This window comes from Massilia sp. ST3, from assembly GCF_018119405.1.
Lineage (GTDB): Bacteria > Pseudomonadota > Gammaproteobacteria > Burkholderiales > Burkholderiaceae_D > Telluria.
Map to the genome: position 1 here is coordinate 1 of NZ_JAGPWC010000029.1, position 21,456 is coordinate 21,456.

Here is a 21,456-nt window from a genome sequence, read left to right on the forward strand (position 1 = left end):
GGGCGGGCGGGGGGCCCCCCCCCCCCCCCCCCCCCGCGCGGGGGGGGCGGGGGGGGGGGGGGGGGCCCCCCCCCCCACCCCTACCGGTATCGCTCGCGCACGCTGCCGGCGCAAACGCGGTCGTCCGTCTTGACACCCGTCCCGTGCCGCTTGAGCAGCTGCGCGCACAACACCTCCATGTCATGGCTCCCGTCGCCGCGCCGCGCCGCATGCGCCGCGTCGCGCAGCGCGCATTCCGCCACGTGCTGGCCGAGCGCGCGGTAGCTTTCGAACTGCGCATCGTCGAACCACTGGTCCGCCGTGCTCTGGTGCGGATAGTCCGGGTGCAGGCGCCGGTAGTTGAGCAGGTCGGCGTTCTCGTTGCCGACGATGGCCGGCTTGAGGTACAGCAGCACCCCGTCCACCCCGGCGCGGTCAGCCTGGCTGTAGCGGATCACGCCGGCCGCGCAGCTGGCGCCGCACAGGCCGCTGTCCTTCCTCGGGTCCAGGCGCGAGACGTCGAGGTCGATGCGCACGTGCAGGTCGGTGCCGCAGCGGCGGATCGCATTGCCCAGGTCCTCGAAGGCCAGGTCGCGGTCGCTGGCCACGTCGACCGCCACCACCAGCCGGCAGCGGCGCCGCACCAGTTCGTAGATGCCGAGGTTGTCAAAATGCCCGCCGTCGGCCAGGTGGACGTAGCGCGCATGGGTGTTGGTCATCCCGAACAATTCGGCCAGGAGGCTGAACAGGCCGATGGGCGGCGAGGAGCTGAGCCAGGTCGGGCGGCGCGGGTTCGGGCACCAGCGCCCCAGCCGCACGTTAAACATCGTCATCAGGAAGTTCAGCGGCGGCGAGGAATGGACGCCCATGTTGGGACTGGCCGCCGCCCCAGACAAGGCCACCGCCATGCCGAGCCGCACGCCGGCGTCGTCGTCGGTGCCGACGCCCGAGCGCGAGGCGTACAGGTCGGTGGGGCGGTAGCAGCCGCGCGCCGACTCTCCGCGATCCGATTCCGCCTGGCGCTCTGCGCCCTCGGGCAGCGGCGGCAGCTCGAAGCCGCACCAGCGCGGCGTGAACGCGAACGAGGCCGCGCGCCGCGTGCGCCAGGCCAGCTCCTCGCCGCTCACCAGGCTGAGCGACGTGTTGATGATGGGATAGGGACGCTGGGCCTGCAGTTCCGCCAGCGGCAGGTCGTCGCCGGGATCGAAGCCGGTGAACGGGTGCGGGCGGCGCGCGCGGTTGCTGGCGCCAAAGTAGGCGCGCACCACGCGGTTGCGGTACAACATGTAGAGCGAAAACTTGTTGATGTCGACGCGCCAGCCGAGCAGCAGGGCGGCGCCCAGTAAAGCGCCGAAGGCCAGCGCCAGGCGCTCGCCATCGGTGGCCAGGGTGGCGCGCGCGTGGGCCGCGTAGACGCAGCTGAGCTGCGCATGCGGGCAGTCGACGCTGGGATAGGCCACCACCGCCTGCACCAGGGCGCTCAGGAGCGCGAAGATCCCGACCGTGAACACGTAGGGCGCCAGGCGCGCCGCCAGTTCCAGCCGCGCCGGCATGCCGCGCCCGCCGGCGCCTGGGCCGGCGCCGGTGCCAGTTCCAGTACCGCTGCCGGCCTTCAGGCCGACCGCCGTCATCGCCAGCCAGCCGAGCAGGGTGCCGAGGTTCGACCAGGGGTCGTAGGTCAGCCAGGCCCAGTGCAGCAGCGGCGCGAAGAAGAAGCTCACGCCGAAGGCGGCCAGCCAGGTGAGCGCGAAGATCGCCGTCCAGGCGCCCTGGCGGCTCCACCATTCGCGGCTGGCGTCGCTGTACAGGCGGCCGATCAGGCCGATCATGAGGGTCGTGGTACCGGCGAACAGGGCCATCATCAGCGGCATGCCGAAGCTGGCCAGGGCGATCGCGTTGTTCAGCACCGGATGCGTGGCCGGGTCGGGCAGCAGCGCCAGGCCGCCCAGCAGGAGGAAGGTGCCAAGCGTCAGCGCGCCCATCGCGCACAGGAAGTGCGACAGGCCTTCGCCCAGTTCGGCGCGGGTGAGGTCGCGCAGGGGCCGCTCGCTGCCCAGGCGCGCATCCAGCGCCAGTACGCCCGCGGCCAGCGGCAGCAGGGTCACCAGTCCCCACAGCGCCTGCACGAGGGCGCCGCGCGCCGACGCGGCAAACAGCGGCACCTCGGGCGCGAAGGCACGCCCCGCTTCCAGCAGCACCAGGGCCACCACGCAGGCGCCGGCCAGGCACAGGGTGTAGCCGGCGCGCCGGTAGGGACTGGCGCGGTCGTGGGCCAGGTACCAGCCGCAGGCCCAGACGATGAAGTAGACCAGCCCCGGCGCCAGTAGCCATCCCCAGCGGCCGTGCAGCGCCGCCGGCACCAGGATGCCTTCCCACGCCAGGAGTTCACCCCCATGGGGCCACAGGCCCAGGCTGCCGAGGAAGCCCGCCAGCAGCAGCGGCAGGTTGATGCACCACAGGACCGCGCCCTGCGACAGCGGAAAGCGGCGCAGGCCGCGCGAGCTTTCCGGCTTGCTGGAGATCGACAGCGCGATGCAGAACACCGCACCGAGGAACAGCAGCACGCCGGTGATCCAGGCGAAATCGGCGAGGTGGGCCCAGGGACCACCGGGGGCGACGATCCGGTTGACCGCCCATACGCAGATGCGCGGCAGCAGCAGCAGGGCGCACAGCCAGGCCACCAGCATGGCCAGGTTCAGGCCCGTGTTGCGCACGTAGGTGCCGATCAGGGTCCAGGTGTCGGCGCTGAACATGCCCCCGCGTGGCGACAGGTAGTTGCTGTACTGGCGCAGGAAGCGCACCGCCGGCGCCTCGGCGCTGCCCGCGGCGGGCGCCAGCATGGCCTCGACCGCCGCCACGTCGCCGCCATGCGCGTGGATGCACTTGGACAGCCAGCCGCCGATGAAACCGCCGCCCGAGACCGTGGACAGGTAGTCGAAGCGGCGCAGCAGCCCGTGGCCGGCCAGGGCCTGCAGCACGCCCAGGCCGAAGGTGGCGCTGCGCACCCCGCCGCCGGACAGGGCCAGGCCGGCCAGCCGGCTGCCGTGGGCGCGCCCCAGCAGCTGGTCGGGATCGGGCGGGCAGGGACAGGAAGAGGGCTGGACGGCGCCGGGGCGGAGCAGGGCGAGTTCGTCCTCGAAGACCTGGCCGAACACGGCGCCCGCGCAGCCGTCGAGACAGCGCAGGGTGTCGGCATCGAACTTGTCGCCGGGCGGCAGGCCGTGGCGCCGCCGCAGCCTTGCGATGGCCTCGCCCAGCTCGGCAAGCGAGGCGGCCTGGGCGGGCGGTCGGCAAGCGGCCGCTTCGAGCTTGCGGCGCAGGTCGGCGACCTGGGCCGGCGTGAGGCTGGAAAAGTCGGCTGGTTTCATGAGGCACGCTCCGGCTGAAGCGGCCAGGCGCGCCGGCCGCCAGGACAGTTCAGCACGCCTGGTACAGGGGCGCCCTCGACTGCGTCAACCCGCAGGCGGACTCATCGCACTTTTTATTGCACTGTGTTAACGACAAACGCCCGTCCATGGACGGGCGCTGCGTATCGGAACCGGCCGATCGACTTACTGTTTACTCACTTGCTGGCCTTGCGGCGGCGTGCGGCGGCCAGGGCGGCGAGACTCGCGCCGAACAGGGCGAGCGAAGCAGGCTCCGGCACGTCGGCCTGGGCCGCTTCCTCGAAGTCGATGCTCAGCTGGGGGCCGAGGCCGCCGCAGAGCATGGCGCCTTCGCGGCTGCACAGGTCATTGCCGATGAAATCGCCCTGGGACGACAGGGTGATCAGGAAACCGGCGTGGCTGGCGCCGTCGTCCAGCAGTGACTGGATCAGGCTGGTGGCGTCGACCGTGTAGGTCGGCTTGCCGGTCAGGACAGGCGTCGACAGCAGCAGCGTGCCGGTACGGCCACCATCCTCGTCGGTGATCGCGCCGTCGCCGCCATAGCCCCAGAAATTGAAGGAGGCGCCGCCGACCGTGGTGCCGCCGCTGGTGATGGTGAAGGTGGCGGAGGTGATCTTGTGGTTCGGCTGCAGGCCGTCCAGCGAGAATTCCAGCGCCGAGCGGTTCAGGCCGGTGAAGCCGAAGGTACGCAGGAAGCCGTCGCCCGGGTCGCCGCTCACGGTGAAGGCAGTGTAGCTGTCGTTGCTGCCGAACCAGTCGTCGGCGACCGCGCCGGTGGTGATGTTGCCGGCATTGGCAATGCTCGCGCAGCACAGTGCGCCGATGGCTGCAAATTTCTTGATCATGTCGAATCCCTGGTGATGGTGGTTGGCGTCTGGATCGCGCCTGATGTTTATCAAACTACAATGCAAATTGCGTGCCAGAAAGAGAAGACTCAACTTGATCAAACACTTGGACGTGACTAAGCCGACGCTATATTTACGCCTGTAAAGAATTCCGACAGGTAATAACGAAGCGCGGGCAAGAGGCCCGGGCTGGTTTGTCTTCTAGGCTTTGTCGGCCTTGCTGCGCGCCGTGCGTGCATTACGCCCTGGGGCGCCATTCGCGGCTGGAGAGGCGTCGGCGGGAGCGCCGGATGACGCGTCGCCAGGGGCGGCGCCGCCCGAATTCCCGCCTGCCGGCGCTGCCGGCTTGTCGTCGGCGCCCTTGGTCTCCGCCGGCATGGCGCTGGCTACGGCTTGCCGGAACTGTTCTTGCAGGAGATTCCACCAGGCGACCGCGGCCGGCATGGGGGCGCCCGCGCCCGCCCCGGTATCGGCGGCGCCATCGGGGGCGCCCGCGTCCGGCCGAGACGGTGGCGTGGAACCCGGCTGGGCTGCCGGCGCGGCTTGGCCGAAGAAGGGGGCGAAGGGCGCCATCGGCGCCTCGCCGCCTGCCTTGCCCATGGCCTGGGCCATGCTTTCGCTCATGGTCTTGAGGGCGGCGAGGGTGCCGCGCTGGACTTCCAGGGCCTGAATGGTTCCGCGCAGCATGCCGAGGTTCAGGTTCAGCCAGGACTCGACGGCCTTGAGGTCGGCGATTTTCTTGTCCAGCTCGTCGGTCGACAGGGTGCCGCCCGTCAAACCCGACACGCCGGGCATGCCGGGGATGTTCATGCCGCCCCAGAGCTGCTTGACGAATTCCAGCGTATCGGTCATTCCGGCCGCGTTGGGCATGGGAGGCTTGAGCATGGTGATCTCCTAGATTGGTCTTGATTAGCGTAGCAGAGAATTAACACCGCACCAACCGTGCAAAGGGCCAGTTTTACCCTTGAAGGATAGTCGCTTTCTTCTTTAAACCCTATTTATTAGAATTAATGTTAGGAAACTAATATTTAGTTTTATTAATAAAATTCGCGATAAGAATTGAGAAGAAAATGATAGAGACTCTGTTGGACAAGGTGGCGCAGCGCCGCAAGGCGGCGCGCGAGCGCTTCGGCGCGGCGTGGCGCGGTCAGCACCGGATCGCCGCCTGACGGGCCATTCCCCGGACGTCCCGCTCCGGCGCCGCGCCGCTGGAAAGCAGAGCGGCGGCGCTCAGGCTACACTGGCGGCATGAGTTCCGCTTCGTTCTTCCGCCAACGGCGCCGGGCGCTGGTGCTCGGCACGCTGGTCGTGCTGCTGCACTGGATGGCCTTGCGCCTGATCGATGCGAACATGGGCGTCCCGCGCCAGTTTGCCGGTGAAGGCGGCCCGGACGCGATGCTGGCGCAGCTGCTGCCGGCGCCGAAACCCGCCGGTGCGCCACCCGCGCCGGTCCCGCTGCCGGTGCCGAAGCTGGCCCCGCCGCCGCTGCCGCGGATAGCGCCGCTGCCGGCCGAACTGGGCATCCCCGCCCAGGAAGCGGGCGGCGCCACCACGGAGGCGCCGCCGGCGCTCCAGGAAGCCGCGCCCCCGGTTCCCGCACAGCCACCGGCGCCCCTGCAACAGGCCGCGGCCCAAGCTCCTCCCGCGCCGGCCGCCGAGCCGCCACCGGCGCCCGGGCCGGCCCCCGCGCCTGAACTGCCGCGCTACACCGTCGACATGCCGCCCGCGGCCGACATCCTGCTCGACGTCGCGCGCGTCGATGCCGACGGCACCCGCTGGTCCGGCGAAGCCCTGCTGTCGTGGCAGCTGGGACAGGACGCCTACCGCATCCGCATCGAGGCCGGCATCAAGGTGGTGTTCGCGCGCGTGAACCTGGTGGTGCTGACCAGCGAGGGCAGGCTGGGCGCGGCCGGCTTCGCTCCCGTCAAGATGACGGAGAAGCGGCGTGGCCGGGCCCTGACCGCCACCCATTTCGACTGGGACGGCAACAAGATCAGTTTTTCAGCCTCCGAGGCCAGCTATCCGCTGGCGCCGGGCGCCCAGGACAAGGCCAGCGTGCCGCTGCAGCTGGCGGCGATCGCGCGCGGCGACCCCGCGCAGCTCAAGGGCGACATCGATATCCTGGTGGGCGAGGACCGCGACGCCAGCGTGTTCCGCTTCCAGGTGGTGGGGCAGGAAGAGATCGTTACCCGGCTCGGCCGCCTCCAGACGCTGCACCTGACGCGCCCGCCCAAGCCGGGTTCGTACAAGTCGCGCCTGGACGTGTGGCTGGCCCCGGCGCACGGCTGGGTGCCTGTACAGATTCGCAATACCGAGGCGAACGGAGCGGTCACGACGCAAACGGTGAATAATATCGTCTTGAACCGACCAGGGACCTGATATGCACATGACCACGATCCGGCGCGCTGGCGCTGTCCTCTTGACGGCGGCGAGCCTCGGCGCCTGCGCCCAGGACGCCGCGCCCGCGCATCCGTCAGCCAGGCGCGCCTTCGCGCTGCCGCCCTCGGCCGACCTGAGCTACGACCTGAGCGCGCGCCAGCGCGGCTTTTCGCTCAAGGGCGACGCCCTGGTCACCTGGCGCGCCGCCGACGGGAAGTACCAGCTGAAGGCCGAATCGCGCGTCGCGGTGCTGGGCACCCTCACCGAGGACCGCAGCGAAGGCGCGATCGACGCCTATGGCCTGGCGCCGGCGGAATTCTGGGAAAAGCGCCTGCGCAAGGACCCGACCACCACCACCTTCGACCGCGCCGCCAAGACCCTGCGCTTTTCCGAGAGCGAGCAGACCTATCCGCTCAAGGGCGGCGAGCAGGACCGGGTCTCGGTCACCTGGCAGCTGGCCGCCGTGGCGCGCGCGGCGGGCGACAAGCTCAAGCCGGGCGCCAGCCTGGGCTTCTTCGTGGCCGGCCGGCGCGACGCCGAGGCCTGGACCTTCAAGGTGGCCAAGCGCGAAAAGCTGCGCACCGGACTGGGCGAACTGGACACCGTGCTGCTCGTGCGCGAGCCGCTGGCGGACGGCCGCAACCAGACCCTGTCGGTATGGCTGGCGCCGGAGCGCGACTGGTATCCGGTCAAACTGCGCTTCACCGACGGCGACAAGGAAACCATCGAGCAGACCATCCGCGCCATCGACAAGCAGTAAATTCCTTAAATTTAATGCAATATTGTCCGACTGTTCATCGTGTGTCTTTCCCGCAATTGACAAGCTCCTAAGCAGGGTCTGGGAGCTGCCAAACTGCAAATTGCCTAGTCTTAACTGTTATACTGACGCCCCCGCGGAGCAGGCCTGGCCGCGCAAGAAGACTGGTATTCCACGATGATCGACCACCTTGGCGGCGCGGCGCTGGCCGCAGACTCCTTTACGACAGCGCAGGACGACGATCCGCTGCAGGCCCACTTCCATGAAGGCGTGGCCCCCGACGAGATCGAGCAGGTGTTCCACCTCAAGCGCGCCCAGCCCATGCTGGCGGCCTTCACGGCGCTGTTCCATGGCACCCAGGACGGCGTGCTGGTGCGCCTGCTGGTGCTGCGCGAGCTCGCGGGCGACACCGCCAGCTCGGCCTTCTCGCGCGCCGACATCAACCAGAAGCTGGCCTACCTGATCCCGGAAAGCCTGGAGACGGTGCTCAACCGCCTGCGCACCCACGGCCTGCTGGCCTGGGACGCCCCGGCCTCGGTATACCGTATCACGCCGCTGGCGCGCAACGTGCTGTCCGCCCTCGACACGTTGCTCGCCCTGGGCAAGCCCGAGGACGACGACGCCGAGATGGGCTTCCTGCTGTCGCAGGTGGCCGGCGCCCAAGCCGTGGGCGGGGTCACCGTCGACCAGTTGAAGCACCTGCTGGGCCGCCTGGTGGAGCTGACCGAGGAGTTCCGCGACGCCATCGCCTCGGGTTCCGAATTCCGCCTGCGCACCTCGCAGGCCAAGTGGCACATGGCCTGCGACTGGGTGGAGAAGGGCTCGGCCATCCTGCGCGCCATCACCACCGACGAGCGCGCCGATTCGGCCACCCATAAAGCCGCCCAGGCCATCGGGCGGGCGCAGTCGGCGCTGCTGAACATGCAGGGCATGTTCTCGCGCGCCCTGAACCAGATCGAGCGCCAGCGCGTGCACCTGGGCCAGTCCGGCCTGTCGACCACCGACGTCAAGCGCTGGCTGCTGGCCCACGAGGACCTGGCCAGCCTGGCCGAAGGTGCGATCGACCGCCCGGTGGTGCCGCTGTTCACCACCCCGGCCGAGATGATCGACGTGGCCGAGACCGAGCTGCTGGCCGAGCGCGTGACCTCGACCGGCCCGAAAGGCCTGCCGAGCGGCCAGGACGCGCCCACCACCATCAACGACAACCCGGCCGGGCAGCTGGAGCTGAACGACTGGATCAACAAGCTGGCCGACTTCGCCAACCTGGGCAACTTCCCCGAGTTTTCCGAGACCGGCCCGAAGAAGGTCCAGCTGCACGAGTCGCTGCTGCCGGCCAGCTTCGCCGTGGCCTCCTACCGCGCCTCGCTGCTGCCGCTGCTGGGCGACGCCGCCGAGGCCAGCCTGCAGGGCCCGACCGCCGAGCTGGCGCGCCTGCCGCTGAACTTCGAGCCGGTGGACGAGATGGTCCAGCTGGACGACCCGGAAGTGGCCGCCATGTCGATCGCCACCCTTTCCCTGAATTCTTCCGAAAGCAGTACGCCCAATGAATGACGATGCACAAATCCTGATCGCGCGCCTGCTGACGCACCAGACCCTGCGCCGCGACGACAAGATGGTCAAGCGCGCGCTGTCCGACGAGCAGTTCCGCATCGAAGTCGACAAGCGCCTGCTGGAATCGGGCCTCAAGCTGCTCGACAACGTGTACGCCGACCACGTGACCATCGCCCTGCACCGCAACGTGGAACCGAAGATCTTCGGCGCCAAGGACATCTGGCAGAACAACAACTTCGGCCTGACCCGCGACGGCGTGGCCCTCTTGGTGGTGCTGTGGGCGCAGATCATCCTGCCCAAGCGCGAGCGCCAGGAGACCCACGTCACGGTGGACGACGACCAGACCGACATGTTCGAGAAGGATGCGCCGATCCCGCGCGCCGAGGACACCTCGATCGGCATCTCGTACACCGCGCTGCTGTCGGACTTCGGCGACAAGCTCGGCAAGAAGACGCGCATGGACATGAACCTGGGCGTGCTGGCCAAGCTGGGCTTCATCGAGCGCCGCGGCGACGTGATCCTGGAGGGCCCGCTGCTGGACCTGATGATGGACACCGACGTGCTCAAGGAGCGCATCATCAACGGCGCGCTGGCCGAGGTGTTCAAGCGCGCCCCGCTGGCCGCCGCCCCGCGCCGCGCACCGGCCGACGCCGAAGCCGCGAACGACCCGGTGGCCGAAGCCGCCGCCGCGCCTGAAGAAGTACCTGACACCCCGAATTGAGATAGCCGATGTTCCACATTAAATCACTCGAACTGGTCCACTGGGATTACTGGCAGCGGATCAAGAACATCCCGCTGGACGCCAAGATCATCACCATCGCCGGCCAGAACGGCTCGGGCAAGACCACCCTGCTGGATGCGCTGCGCACCCTGTTCGGCCTGGACTGCTCGATGGGACGCACCTATAAGCACTATGCGCGCCACTCGGGTCAGCAAAGCGCCTGGATCCGCGCCGTGGTCGACAACGCGCCGGTCGGTCGCCAGCTGTCGAACCGTCCGTTCCGCCATTCGGGCTTCTTCTCGGACGACGAGGTGACCCTGTTCTGCCAGGTGCAAAAGAACGGCGGCGACTGGAAGCGCCAGTACCTGATGCGTCCGGGGAACGTCGACATCGAGGAAGTCACCGAGGCCACCGACTGGCTGGGCGTCGAGAACTACCGCAAACGCCTGGCCTCCGCCGGCCTGTCGCCCGCGATGTCGAAGGTGCTGGCCCTGGAGCAGGGCGAGACCGACAAGCTGTGCGAATACGCGCCGCGCCAGCTGCTGGACCTGGTGTTCCAGGTGTTCGGCGACAAGGAAGTGCTGGACGCTTATGACGAAGCCAAGCGCCACCAGCGCGACACCGAGACGGAACTGAAGCGCTTCGAGGCCGAGCTGGAAACCTCGCGCATCAACCTCGAGGGCCTGCGCCTGCGCGTCGCCAACTACCACCAGTGGGAAGACCTGCACAAGGAAAAGCGCGACCTGAAGGAAGAAGTGCTGCCGGCGCTCGAATACCACGAGGCGCGCGAGAAGGCCGCGAGCATGAGCCGCAACCTGCGCGAGGCGCGCAAGCCCCTGGTGCAGGCCGACAGCATGCTGACCGAGAAGCGCAACCAGCTCGCGGCCCAGCAGCGCGCCCTGACCGAGGCCCAGAAGCTGGAGACCCAGCTGGAGCAGGAAGGCACCGAGCTCGCCAGCCGCCTGACCCAGGTCAACGCGCGCCTGAAACCGCTGGAAAGCGTGCTGGAACAGCGCGACCGCCTGCAGAAGCTGGCGGCGGACGCCGGCGCCGACATCGCGGAAGTCGCCAAGCAGCTCGAGGAAAAGGAAGCGGAGCTGGCGCGCCAGAAGGGCAAGCGCGAAGCCGTCTCCACCAAGATCGCCGCCGAGATGGCGACCATCTCCGCGCTGCAGGGCAAGAGCGCGATGCCGGAGCCGGAAGCCCAGCGCCTGATGCGCCGCGCCCTGCGCGACGAGGGCATCGCCCACGCCATGCTGTCGGACATCGTCGAAGTGACCGATCCGAAGTGGCAGGGCGCGGTCGAGGGCGTGCTGGGCGGCTACGCCTCGGTGGTGCTGCTCGAGAAAGCCAAGGATGCCCCGGCGGCCTACCGCCTGGCGGAGAAGGAACGCTATCGCCACTTCATCGTCCCGGACTGCGTCGAGGCGCCGGAAGTGAAGGACGACAGCCTGCTGTCGGTGGTGCGTTTCTCGTCCAAGGCGCCGGGCTGGCTGATCGACCAGCTGGCGCGCATCGAGCGTGTCGATTCGGTGGACGAGGGCTTCAAGACCCGCGCCGACGAGTGGATCACGCCGGACGCCTACCACCGCGAACGCCGCGGCGGCCGCTCGCTGTTTGTCGAGCCCTCGCGCTACCGTTTCGGCGCGGCCGGCAAGACCCAGCGCCTGGAAGCGATCCAGAAGCTGCTCCCTGACCTGGAAGCGCAGGAAGACGCGCTGACCCTGACGATCTCGAAGCTGGCCACCGAAGTGGGCGGCCTGAAGGCGCGCCTGGCGGGCGTGGACGCGGCCAAGGAACTGGCCGCGCGCCAGGCCGAGTTCGAGGAAGCCGCGCGTTCGGTGGCGCCGCTGCGCACCGAGCGCCTGGAAGTGGGCGCCCGCCTGGGCGAGCTGCAGACCCTGAGCAAGAACGCGACGGTGGCGCGCACCCGCGCCGACACAGTGTGGCAGAACGCGCGCATGGCGCTGTCGGAAGCGGAAGCGGGCATGCGCCTGAACCACCGCCGCCAGCTCGAGCAGCGCACCGAGCACGCCAAGGCGCTGCTCGACATGCGCCGCAGCTGGCGCCACGTGCCGGCCAACTGGAAGAACGGCAACTGGCGCGGCGACCTCGTGGCCAAGCACCAGAACGCGCACCAGGTCAACCTGCGCCTGCAGTCGCTGGAACACGCGCTGGCGCGCGACGACTGGGAACTCGATCCGACCGTGATCGACCAGTACCAGCGCCTGAACGACCAGCTGCAGAACCGCCAGAGCGAGACCGAGGAGCGCCGCTACCAGAACAACCGCGCGATCGAGGCCACCGGCAATGCGCGCGGCGCCTACATCGAGCGCCTGCGCTACACGATCAAGACCTATACCAAGAACATCAAGGAACTGGGCGAACTGGCCGGCATCGACGTCCAGGCCGACCCGGTGCGCCTGGAGAACGACGACGTCCAGCTGGCCCAGGCCGGCCTGCACGTGCGCTTCAAGTTCGACGGCAAGGACCAGATCGGCATGAACGACGGCGAAGCCTCGGGCGGCCAGCAGGTGATGAAGTCGCTGGTGCTCCTGATCGGCCTGCTGAAGTCCGAGGAAGGCTCGGGCGGCTTCGTGTTCATCGACGAACCGTTTGCCCACCTGGACATCCGCAACATCCAGCTGGTGGGCGAGTTCCTGAAGAACACCGACGCCCAGTATTTGATGACCACGCCGCTGACGCACAATACGGACGTCTACGATCCTTCGGAGCTGACGCTCATTACCAGCAAGAAGAAGAAGGATGTGCAGTGGGCGCAGCCGATCTTCGTGCTGCAGAGGAGGAAAGAGGCGGCGAAGGCTGCTTGAACGAGAAGGGACCCGTGAGGGTCCCTTTTTACTTTGGTGGTGTGCTGCGGAACTTGGGTCCCCGCGAAGGCGGGGACCCAAGTTTGCATGCGTATCGAGAACTCACACCATATCGATCTCTTGCCGCATCCGCCGTCGCCAGCGCAGCAAGCCTGCCGAGTAGCAAGCGAAGTAGCCCGCCGTCAACCCCACGCACAGCATGGTCAGCGGCGAATCCGTCAGCCGCTCCGGCGCCACGCCCTTGCCCTGGTTCGAATAGATCTCGACACCGATGTACAGGATGCGCGCCACCAGGATCATGGCCATGATGATCCCCAGGCGGGCATTCGGTGTGAAGTAGTAGCCCTGCGGCGTATCCTCGAAGCGCGACAGCTTCAGCCCCCACACGCCGTAGCCGATCCCGCCCGCCGTTCCCACCAGCAGGGCCGCCAGGTTGTAGGGGTTGTCCAGCAGCTGGGCCGCCGGCACCAGGATCATGCCGCCGAACACCAGGATGGCGGTGTAGTGGCGCGAGACGATCGAGCGCTGGCGCGTCATTTGGGCGGCGATGCGGCGGTAGATGCGCCAGACCAGCAGCGGGGTCAGGACCAGCAGGGCCAGGGTGGTGATCGTGATTTCCATGGAGCGATTTTAGGTCGAAAGCGGCATTGTAATCGACAGCCCCGGCCGGCATGGCAAGCGCCGGGCGCCGACTCGCCGTGGTAAGGTATTCTTCCAGCCAGATCCGAGGAGAACCCGGCCATGTACACTGTTTTTCCTGTGCAAGCCCACCGCGCACCCGACCCGGTGCCGATCGAAGAACCGGCGCCCGAACCCTTCGACGCCCCCCATCCGCACCACCAGCCGGGTCACCACACGCCCGCGAACGAAGAACCGATTCCGGATCACAAGCCCAGTATCCTGCACTAGTCGAAGGCCCAGGAGTACAACACATCCAGGGCGGTATTGGTGCCGGTCTGGAACTGCAGCGTGATCCGCGGATTCAGCTTGTAGCGCAGGCGCACCAGGCTCGAGGCCGTGGTCGCGCCCTGCTCGAAGCTCAGGTAGGCGCGCGAGGAGATGCGCTTGCCCACCGTGACCACCGTTCCCTCCAGGCCCGTCGCCTGGCCGTTGGCCTGCTTCAGGCCCAGCTCGTCCACGTTGAGCGAGTTCTTCAGCTTCGAGGTGATGCCGCCGCTGCCGCCCTTGCCGCCGAGCAGGGCGCCGGCCGCGGCCGCGAGGACGTCCTTCTCGTTGCCGCTGGTGCCTTCCATGCCATGTCCCAGCACCAGCCAGGACAGCTTTTCGCTGTCCGGCACGTTCGGGGTCGACACCAGCCGCGCCTGCGGCGCCTGGGCGGTGCCGCGCACCTGCACCCCGGCTTCCACATTGGTTTCCGATAGCTGCTCGCCCTCCGGGCGCTTGCGGACCGCCAGGACGTCGAGCGCCGGGTTGTCGTAGGCGCCGCTGAAGGTGATCACGGCGCGCTCGATCGCCAGGCGCTGGCCGTAGGCGGCGTAGGTGCCTTCGGTCGCGCGGATGGTGCCGTTGACGCGCGGCGGGCGGGCGCCGGTCTTGCGCACCCGGGCGCTGCCGGCCAGGGTCGCGTCGATACCCATGCCGCGCAGGCGGAATTCGTCGCCCAGGTCGAGCCGCAGGTCGACCATCAGGGGCATCTCCTTCTCTTCGTTCGACGGCACGGTCTTGACGCCGCGTCCCAGCACGATCACGTCGTCCGACATGGTCGGGCGGCCCTGCGGCGCCAGTTCGATCAGGGCGCGGTCGGTCTTGAAGCGTCCTTCCAGCTCGAAGCGGTTGGCGTCGCGCACCAGCGCGGCCTGGCCGCTCAGCACGACGGTGCGGTCCGGACGCGACAGGGCTTCCAGCTTGTCCGCCGTCAGGCGCAGGTCGGCGCCCGCCAGCCCGCTCGAGAAGCGCACGAAGCCCTCGGCCGAGGCGCTGCCCTGGCGGCCCTGGAAGGCCAGGCGTTGCAGTTCCAGGCGGTCGCCCGCCAGCTGGGCGCGCAGCTCGCCGTTCTGCAGGCGCACGCCTTGCTCGGCCCAGCGCACGGCCAGCCTGTCGCCGCTGACCGTGCCGTTCAGGCTCGGGGTGCCGATGGTGCCGCCGCCCGTGAGGGCCAGGCGCAGCGCGCCATCGAGCTCCAGCCCCGGCTGGCCCGCCAGCGGCGCCAGCCAGGCGATCGAGGCCATGTCGGCATTGGCCGACATGCGCAGCGGGCTGTCGCGGTCCAGGCGTCCGCGCAGCAGCTGTGCATTGGCTTCGAGGTTGGCGCGGCCGGTGCGGGCGCCGTCGAGGTCGAGGCGGACCCGCAGGTTGCTGCCGACCACGTTGGCGCTGGCCTCGAACTGGCGCAGTCCCAGGGCGACCGGGGTATCGCCGCCCAGGATGGCGTCGCCGCGCTCGCGGAACACGCGCACGTTGCCGTCCAGGGCCGGGGCGCCGCCGGCCACCGCCGGGGCGCGCAGGTCGAGCGCCCACTGCGCGCCCAGGGTCAGGTCGCCGCGGGCGTTGTCGCGTATCGCCGGCGAGAACTGGGATAACCAGGTGAGCGGCACGTTGTCGGCGTGGCCGCGGCTGGTCCAGCGCGGGCCGTTCTTGGCGAGGGTGTCGACGGTGACGCTGCCCGAGGGCAGCTTGATCACGGCGCCGTTGAAGGCGATGCGTTCCGGCTTGGCCAGGCCCAGGATGCCCGAACCCGGCGCACCGGCGATGCGCAGCGGCACCGGGGCGGCCAGGTTCATGGCGTAGCGGCCGCGGTTCTGCAGCTGCGCCAGGGTGCCGTTCCAGGTGTCGCCGGCCAGGCCGCCGCGCACTTCGGTATTCGCATCGAAGGCGTCGCCGCGCGCCGCCAGGCGCAGCGTATGGGCGCCGCGCGTGCCTTCCGACTGCAGGCGCAATGCCGCGATGCGCGTTTCGCCGCTGGCGTAATCCTGGACCTGGACATCGGTGACGAAGGGATCGCGTGCGCCGCGCCCCGAACCGAGGTTGGCGCTGGCGCGCAGCGCGCGCACCGTGTGCTTGCCGAGCAGCTTGAGGTTCTGGCCATCCAGCGAGGCCGTGAGCGAGGGCGTGTCCATGGTGCCCGAGAGGGCGCCGGCGCCGCGCAGGGCTCCGCCGTAGTCGGGACCGAGGGCGGCCAGCTGGGGCGCGTCGATGCGCCAGTCGAGGCGGTCGCTGCCGGCCCCAAAGCTGCCGCGTGCGTTCACGATGTTGGGGCCCACGTGCAGGTCGACATCGGCATTCGATACATGGCGCCGGTCGGCCATGAGTTTGGCATGGCCCCAGAAGGGCGATTTCGACAGGGTCGAGTCCTGTACCCGCAGGTCGAGCGCGCCGCGCCAGTCCTTGCCTGCGCGGCCGCTGGCGTCGAAACTGGCATTGATGTCGCCCGCCAGGGGCGATCCGAAGGCGGCCGGGTTGAAGCGCTGGGCCGTGCCGCTGGCCTTGAACTCGACCGCCTTGCCACCCTCGGGGCCGGCGAGCCAGGCTTCGCCGCTCGCGCGCAGGCTGCCGGCGTTGTCCCGGCGCTGTTTCGGCGCCCAGCCCATCCCCTGGGCATGCACCTCGAAGCTGGTGCGCGGGGCCGCCATGGTGCCGGTGGCCACGCCGCTGGCCGTCACCGCGCCGTACAAATCAGCGCGCATGGCGGCCAGGTCGCGCCCGTCCACGCGCCATTGCAGCTTGTCGCCCGCGCCGCCGAAGGCGCCGTCCAGGGCGACCGTGTTGCGGCCCAGGGCCAGGTCGGCGTCGATGCCGCTGATGCGCTTGGCGTCGGCATGCAGCTTGCCGCTGCCGCTCAGTGCCTGGCCGAGCAGGCGGCTGCGGCGCACGGCGAAGTCGGCGTCCACGCGCCAGGCGGGCGCCAGGGCGCCGGCCGCGTTGACGCTGGCGTTGATGTCGGCGTCAGGATAGTCGCCCAGCGCGGACGGATCGAAGCGGCTGGTGTTCACCACGCCCTTGAAGGCCTTGTCGCCGGTCAGGTTCATGCTGCCGCTGGCGGTGACGCTGCCGGCGCCCGCCGCCAGGCGCGCCTCACGCAGGGTCACCACATTGTTTTCCAGCGTGGCCAGCGCGGCCAGGCGCATGCCCTTGTCCGCCAGGTTCGCCTGCAGTGTCTGGCGGGCAGCCTCGTTGATCACCGCGATGTCGCCGCGGATCGCGGTCGGCTTCATGCTGGCGTGGATGCCCTTCAGGTCGAAGCGCTCGGTATGCAGGGTGAAGCGGGCGGTGCCGATGCCTTGTTCGTCCTTGCCGCGCTGGACGCCGCCGGTGCCGGTGAAGCGGCCGGCCGCGCCGAAGTCGAGCAGCACATCCGAGACCTGGAGCGCGTCCAGGCTGCCGCCCAGTTGCCCCCGCATGGCGCGCAGCGGCAGGCGCTGCTGGTCGATGGTGCCGGCGGGGCCGTCGTTGACGAGGTCCACCCGGCCGCTGATGTTGCGCTTGTCGTCCAGCTTGCCGCTGACGGCCAGGGTCAGGTCGGCGGTCGGCAGGGAAGGGTTGAAGAAGCCCGGGTCGATATTGCGCGCGTTGATGCGCACGGCGCGCAGCGGAATGGGGGCGAAGGGCGACAGTTCCAGCCGGCCTTCGCCGGCGGCGCGGCCGGCCTGGCCGCTGGCGTCGACCAGGGTGGTGTTCAGGTCGCCGCCGACTTTCAGCTTGAGCTGGGCGGCGCGCGCCCCCGCCTGGGCTTGCGATTGCGTGAAGCTGCCGGCGCCATCGAGCTTGAAGGGCCGTTGCGAACCGACGCTGGCATTGGCCGCCACCAGGCCCCAGGGCGTGGAGGCGCTGGCGTCGCGCAGCACCCAGCTCTGCTTGTCGCCCTTGAGCTTGAGGCGGATGTTATCGATGCGGGTTTCGGCGCCCTTGCTCACGAACGTCGCCCGCGCCAGGCGCGCGTCGTTGACGGCGATCGGGAAGGGCGGGGCGAGCGAGGCCGGCATGGTGGTGGGCTCTTCGCTTTCCTTGAGGGTCTCCATGCGCAGGCTGGCCGCATGCAGGCTGTCGACCAGGACGCCGCTGGAGACGATCTGGCGCGGCGACCATTGCAGGTCGATCTTGTCGGCCACCACCAGCTGCTCGTCGGTGCGCCAGACGATGCGGTCGATGTGCATGGCGCCGTACAGCGATCCGGAAACGCCGGTGAGCGTGAGCTTGCCGCCGCTGGCCTTGGCCGCGCGCTGGGCGATCATCTGCAGGGTGGTCTCGCGTCCCAGGTACCACAGTGCGCCGCCGGCCAGCACGCCGGTGACGGCAAAGCCGATGGCCACGCGGCGCGGCCACTTGCGCTGGCGCGGCGCCGGGCCTGGAGAGCCCGGCGCGCCGCCGGGAGAAGTGTCCTTGGTATCCATCAGAAGGTGAACCCGAGTGAGAAGTGCAGGCGCGCCTTGCGCACCGCGTGGCCATAGGCCAGGTCGACGTTGATCGGCCCGACCGGGCTGCGCCAGCGCGCGCCGACGCCATAGCCCGACTTGGGCTTGAGGTCGCCCACCTTGTCGGCGGCGTTGCCGGCGTCGTAGAACACGGCTACGCCCCAGGGCGGACGGAACCAGTACTGGTACTCCGCGCTGGCGGTCAACAGGTACTTGCCGCCCACGATGGCCTCGCCCTCGCGCACGCCCAGCTCGCGGTAGCCGTAGCCGCGCACCGACTGGTCGCCGCCGGCGCGGAACAGGAAGGTGGAAGGCACGCCCAGCTTTTCCTTGGATGCCACCGCGCCGAATTCGCCGCGCAGCACCAGGGTGCCGGTCTCGCCCAGCGGCTTGAAGGCCTGGCCGCGCAGGTAGAGGCGCAGGAATTTTTCGTCGGTCAGGATCGGCAGCAGGGCGCCGCCCAGCTGGCCGCTCAGCACATAGCCGTTGGTCGGCTGGATCAGGCTGTCCAGCTTGCGCCGGGTGATGCTGTAGGTGAGCGGCAGGCTGCGCGTGCGGGTCGAGGGCGCGGGCGGCACTTCGCGTTCCTCGGTCAGGGCTTCCAGGGTCAGGCTGCGTTCCAGCAGCGGCGTGCCCCAGCTGCGCCGCGCGGCCACCGTGGCCAGGGTGGTGATCTCGCCGCGCACGTCGTTGCGCTCGATGCCGGCGCCGACGCTGTCGTTGTAGCCCTTGGGCGTGGTCGGCCAGTAGAAGTCGACGCGCGCGGTCTGGCGCTTCTGCTCGTACAGGATGTCGCTCTTCATGCGCTTGCCCAGCACGTTCAGGTCGTCGTAGCTGAGCTGGGCGCGGCCGCCGGTGTCGGTCGAGAAGCCGACGCCGACCTCGACGTTCTTGCGCTTGTTCTCGGTCACGCGCACCAGCACCGGCAGCACGGTGGGCCCAACGGGCGTCTGCGGGCTGGAGGCGCCGTCCTCGTCGCCGTCCTTCAGGTCTTCCAGCTCGGCATTGAGCACGGCGCGCATGTCGGCGCTCACTTCGACGCTGCTGAAATAGCCGGTGTCCTGCAGGCGCGACTGGAAGGCCTGGAGCGCGGCTTCGCTGTACTCGTCGCCCGGCTTGATCTGGTTCAGGTTGGTGATCACGTTGCGCGGATAGCGCTTGAGGCCGCGGATGCGCAGCTCGCCGAAGCGCATTTCAGGACCGCTGTCGATCACGACGCGCAGCAGGGCGCGGTGTTCGTCCGGGTCGACTGTGGCGCTGGTCTCGACCAGCTGGGCGCGCGGGAAGCGGGTCTGGGCCACGTCGCGCAGCAGGGCGCGCTTGGCGGCTTCCCAGTCGCCCTGGACGAAGCGGGCGCCGACCGGCAGGCTCCAGCGCTGGCGCAGGGCGTTGGCGTCGAAAGGCGCGGCGCCCTTGTCGAAGGGGACGAAGCCGCGCAGCACCAGGTCGACGTCGCCGACCAGCACCGGCTCGCCCGGATCGACGATCACGCGCGCCACCGGGCGGCTGCCGCTGGTGTCGAGACCGGCCGAGACGGTGGGCGAGTAATAGCCTTCGGTGGCGACCAGGGTCTTGACCTGTTCGGGGGCTTCCTTGACCAGGCGCTGCAGCTGTTCCAGGTCGACGCGGGAGTTGCCGCGCCAGCGCACCAGGTCGAGGTTATCCTCCAGCAGTTCCTCGAGCCGGCGCGGCGCGTCGATGCGCACCGTGTAGTCGATCCCCTGGGTATTCCCCTGCGCCGCTGCTGCGGACGCGAACAATAGGGCGCCGATGCCTAGGACGAGGCGCGGCGCTGGGGAGGGACAGGTGATCGATCTTTCAGGAAACATATGACTCCAGCAAGAATATTCCCGGCATCTTAATAGATAGTCAAAAACGATGTCGAACGCTTAACTGTAGAGTACGGGCTGGAAGGCGACCGTGCGTCGGCACACGGTGCGCCGGATTTGTGCCAGAATCCGTGGTTTTCCCCGCCCGTCCGGGCGCCATCTCTTTCCAGACCATGAACACGCCATCCCAAGACACCGCACTCGTCCTGTTCAGCGGCGGCCAGGACTCCACCACCTGCCTCGCCTGGGCCCTGCAACGCTATGCCCGCGTCGAGACGATTGGCTTCGACTATGGCCAGCGCCACGCGATCGAGCTCGAAGTGCGCCCGACCCTGCTGGCCAAGCTGCGCGCACTGGACCCGGAATGGGATGCGCGCCTGGGCGAGGACCACATGATCGACCTGTCCCTGATCGGCAAGATCTCGGACACGGCCCTGACCAGCAACGTGGCGATCGCGATGCAGGAGAACGGCTTGCCGAATACCTTCGTCCCGGGACGCAACCTGCTGTTCATGACGGTGGCCGCCACCGTCGCCTACCGCCGCGGCCTGAACGTGCTGGTGGGCGGCATGTGCGAAACCGATTTCTCCGGCTATCCGGACTGCCGCGACGACACCATGAAGGCGTTGCAGGTGGCCCTGAACCTGGGCATGGCCACGCGCCTGAAGGTCGAGACGCCGCTGATGTGGATCGACAAGGCGCAGACCTGGGAGCTGGCCGAGCAGGAAGGCGGCGAGGCCCTGGTGGACCTGGTCCGCTTCGACACCCACACCTGCTACCTGGGCGAGCGCGGCGCCGCCCACGACTGGGGCCACGGCTGCGGCACCTGCCCGGCCTGCGCCCTGCGCGCGCGCGGCTACGCCCAGTACAAGGCAAGCAAAGAAGGCTGACCCCGGAGGCCCTCGTGCGCCTGGCCATCCTCACCGACCTGCACGCCAACCGCGAGGCGCTCGAAGCCTGCCTGGCGCATGCCGGGCGCCAGCGCGCCGACCAATATGCCTTCCTGGGCGACCTGGTGGGCTACGGGGCCGATCCCGGCTGGGTGGTCGACACCGTGATGGAGCACGTGGCGCGCGGCGCGCTGGCGGTGCAGGGCAACCATGACTACGCGGCGACCCATGCCGAACGGCCCGGCATGCATCCGGAAGCGCTGCAGGCGCTCGAATGGACGCGCGCCCGCTTCTCTCCCGAACAAAAGGCCTTCCTGGCGCGGCTTCCGCTGATGCAGCAGTACGGCGACGCGCTGCTGGTGCATGCCAGCGCCTGGCGTCCGGAAAAATGGGAATACGTGACCGGCCCGGAGCAGGCCGCGCGCAGCCTGGGCGCGACGGCCAGCCGCCTGGTGTTCTCGGGTCACGTGCACGTGACCGCGCTGTACCGGCGCGCGGACGACGGCCGCATGGGCAGCCACGTACCGGCGGCGGACAGCTGCATCGTGCTCGACCCGCGCTACCGCTACCTGGCGATCGTGGGCGCGGCGGGGCAGCCGCGCGACGCGGACAACGCGGCCTGCTATGCGCTGTTCGACGACGCCACGCGCGAGCTGTGTTTTTACCGCGTGCCCTACGACCACGGCGCGGCGGCGCGCAAGGTGATCGCCGTGGGATTGCCGCTGGTGTTCGCGATGCGGCTGATCGAAAGGATTTGAACCACTCGTAGGGTTGGCGGCTCTGCCGCCGACGCGTTCAACGCACGTTCGCCGGTTCGTGCGCGACACGGGGCCGCTAACTATCGCCGCGTCGGCGGCGAAGCCGCCAACCCTACGGTGGGCGAATCAGCAGTAGTGATAGTGACGTAGGGTGGACGGGT

At 69.2% G+C, this 21,456-nt stretch carries 14 protein-coding genes; 8 read left to right on the forward strand and 6 right to left on the reverse strand.

Features of this window, described 5'->3' with window-relative positions; translation table 11 throughout:
• Positions 1 to 80: 80 nt before the first annotated feature.
• The 3 genes from KBW98_RS11970 to KBW98_RS11980 form a co-directional block, all read right to left on the reverse strand.
• The gene (locus tag KBW98_RS11970; protein ID WP_211520370.1) at positions 81 to 3,347 is read right to left on the reverse strand and encodes a patatin-like phospholipase family protein; all 3,267 of its coding nucleotides are present in this window, start codon (positions 3,345 to 3,347) and stop codon (positions 81 to 83) included.
• A 194-nt stretch (positions 3,348 to 3,541) separates the two neighbouring features.
• Positions 3,542 to 4,210: a PEP-CTERM sorting domain-containing protein gene (locus KBW98_RS11975; RefSeq protein WP_211520371.1), complete on the reverse strand. Its 669-nt coding sequence runs from the start codon at positions 4,208 to 4,210 to the stop codon at positions 3,542 to 3,544.
• A gap of 201 nt (positions 4,211 to 4,411) precedes the next feature.
• Positions 4,412 to 5,095: a PhaM family polyhydroxyalkanoate granule multifunctional regulatory protein gene (locus KBW98_RS11980; protein WP_211520372.1), complete on the reverse strand. Its 684-nt coding sequence runs from the start codon at positions 5,093 to 5,095 to the stop codon at positions 4,412 to 4,414.
• A 363-nt stretch (positions 5,096 to 5,458) separates the two neighbouring features.
• Here KBW98_RS11980 and KBW98_RS11985 point away from each other — a divergent pair, with 363 nt between their 5' ends.
• The 5 genes from KBW98_RS11985 to KBW98_RS12005 all read left to right on the forward strand — a co-directional run bounded on the left by KBW98_RS11985 (position 5,459) and on the right by KBW98_RS12005 (position 12,449).
• The gene (locus KBW98_RS11985) at positions 5,459 to 6,589 is read left to right on the forward strand and encodes a DUF3108 domain-containing protein (protein ID WP_211520373.1); all 1,131 of its coding nucleotides are present in this window, start codon (positions 5,459 to 5,461) and stop codon (positions 6,587 to 6,589) included.
• A gap of 7 nt (positions 6,590 to 6,596) precedes the next feature.
• On the forward strand, positions 6,597 to 7,349 hold the full coding sequence (locus KBW98_RS11990; RefSeq protein WP_307727594.1) for a DUF3108 domain-containing protein: 753 nt from the start codon (positions 6,597 to 6,599) through the stop codon (positions 7,347 to 7,349).
• Between the two features lie 174 nt (positions 7,350 to 7,523).
• Positions 7,524 to 8,897: a hypothetical protein gene (locus tag KBW98_RS11995; protein ID WP_211520375.1), complete on the forward strand. Its 1,374-nt coding sequence runs from the start codon at positions 7,524 to 7,526 to the stop codon at positions 8,895 to 8,897.
• Positions 8,890 to 9,618, forward strand: coding sequence for a hypothetical protein (locus KBW98_RS12000; protein WP_211520376.1), 729 nt, complete (start codon positions 8,890 to 8,892; stop codon positions 9,616 to 9,618). The genes KBW98_RS11995 and KBW98_RS12000 overlap by 8 nt, the downstream gene beginning before the upstream one ends.
• Before the next feature lie 8 nt (positions 9,619 to 9,626).
• Positions 9,627 to 12,449 carry an ATP-binding protein gene (locus KBW98_RS12005; protein WP_211520377.1) on the forward strand — a complete coding sequence of 941 codons (2,823 nt, stop codon included), beginning with the start codon at positions 9,627 to 9,629 and terminating at the stop codon, positions 12,447 to 12,449.
• Positions 12,450 to 12,551: 102 nt separating this feature from the next.
• On the opposite strand, the gene KBW98_RS12010 is transcribed toward KBW98_RS12005, so the two are convergent.
• On the reverse strand, positions 12,552 to 13,070 hold the full coding sequence (locus KBW98_RS12010; RefSeq protein WP_211520378.1) for a hypothetical protein: 519 nt from the start codon (positions 13,068 to 13,070) through the stop codon (positions 12,552 to 12,554).
• A 120-nt stretch (positions 13,071 to 13,190) separates the two neighbouring features.
• Between KBW98_RS12010 and KBW98_RS12015 the strand changes: the two genes are divergently transcribed.
• Positions 13,191 to 13,358 carry a hypothetical protein gene (locus KBW98_RS12015; protein ID WP_211520379.1) on the forward strand — a complete coding sequence of 56 codons (168 nt, stop codon included), beginning with the start codon at positions 13,191 to 13,193 and terminating at the stop codon, positions 13,356 to 13,358.
• Here the strand turns inward: KBW98_RS12015 and KBW98_RS12020 are convergent.
• The gene (locus KBW98_RS12020; protein WP_211520380.1) at positions 13,355 to 17,797 is read right to left on the reverse strand and encodes a translocation/assembly module TamB domain-containing protein; all 4,443 of its coding nucleotides are present in this window, start codon (positions 17,795 to 17,797) and stop codon (positions 13,355 to 13,357) included. The two genes, KBW98_RS12015 and KBW98_RS12020, sit on opposite strands and share 4 nt — an antisense overlap.
• Complete coding sequence (locus KBW98_RS12025) at positions 17,797 to 19,647, reverse strand: autotransporter assembly complex family protein (RefSeq protein WP_211520381.1); 1,851 nt, start codon at positions 19,645 to 19,647, stop codon at positions 17,797 to 17,799. The genes KBW98_RS12020 and KBW98_RS12025 overlap by 1 nt, the downstream gene beginning before the upstream one ends.
• 173 nt (positions 19,648 to 19,820) lie before the next feature.
• Between KBW98_RS12025 and queC the strand changes: the two genes are divergently transcribed.
• Both queC and KBW98_RS12035 read left to right on the forward strand, forming a co-directional pair.
• Positions 19,821 to 20,537: a 7-cyano-7-deazaguanine synthase QueC gene (gene queC, locus KBW98_RS12030; protein WP_211520382.1), complete on the forward strand. Its 717-nt coding sequence runs from the start codon at positions 19,821 to 19,823 to the stop codon at positions 20,535 to 20,537.
• Positions 20,538 to 20,551: 14 nt separating this feature from the next.
• Entirely contained in the window at positions 20,552 to 21,295 is a 744-nt protein-coding gene (locus KBW98_RS12035) for a metallophosphoesterase family protein (protein ID WP_211520383.1), read from the forward strand.
• Positions 21,296 to 21,456 lie beyond the last annotated feature (161 nt).

Excerpts from the sequence above, each read along its gene's own strand:
- KBW98_RS12010 (WP_211520378.1), bottom strand. The coding sequence starts at position 13,070 with ATGGAAATCACGATCACCACCCTGGCCCTGCTGGTCCTGACCCCGCTG.
- KBW98_RS12015 (WP_211520379.1), top strand. The coding sequence starts at position 13,191 with ATGTACACTGTTTTTCCTGTGCAAGCCCACCGCGCACCCGACCCGGTG.
- KBW98_RS11985 (WP_211520373.1), top strand. The coding sequence starts at position 5,459 with ATGAGTTCCGCTTCGTTCTTCCGCCAACGGCGCCGGGCGCTGGTGCTC.
- KBW98_RS11975 (WP_211520371.1), bottom strand. The coding sequence starts at position 4,210 with ATGATCAAGAAATTTGCAGCCATCGGCGCACTGTGCTGCGCGAGCATT.
- KBW98_RS11995 (WP_211520375.1), top strand. The coding sequence starts at position 7,524 with ATGATCGACCACCTTGGCGGCGCGGCGCTGGCCGCAGACTCCTTTACG.
- KBW98_RS12025 (WP_211520381.1), bottom strand. The coding sequence starts at position 19,647 with ATGTTTCCTGAAAGATCGATCACCTGTCCCTCCCCAGCGCCGCGCCTC.
- KBW98_RS12000 (WP_211520376.1), top strand. The coding sequence starts at position 8,890 with ATGAATGACGATGCACAAATCCTGATCGCGCGCCTGCTGACGCACCAG.
- KBW98_RS11990 (WP_307727594.1), top strand. The coding sequence starts at position 6,597 with ATGACCACGATCCGGCGCGCTGGCGCTGTCCTCTTGACGGCGGCGAGC.
- KBW98_RS11970 (WP_211520370.1), bottom strand. The coding sequence starts at position 3,347 with ATGAAACCAGCCGACTTTTCCAGCCTCACGCCGGCCCAGGTCGCCGAC.
- KBW98_RS12005 (WP_211520377.1), top strand. The coding sequence starts at position 9,627 with ATGTTCCACATTAAATCACTCGAACTGGTCCACTGGGATTACTGGCAG.
- KBW98_RS12020 (WP_211520380.1), bottom strand. The coding sequence starts at position 17,797 with ATGGATACCAAGGACACTTCTCCCGGCGGCGCGCCGGGCTCTCCAGGC.
- KBW98_RS11980 (WP_211520372.1), bottom strand. The coding sequence starts at position 5,095 with ATGCTCAAGCCTCCCATGCCCAACGCGGCCGGAATGACCGATACGCTG.
- queC (WP_211520382.1), top strand. The coding sequence starts at position 19,821 with ATGAACACGCCATCCCAAGACACCGCACTCGTCCTGTTCAGCGGCGGC.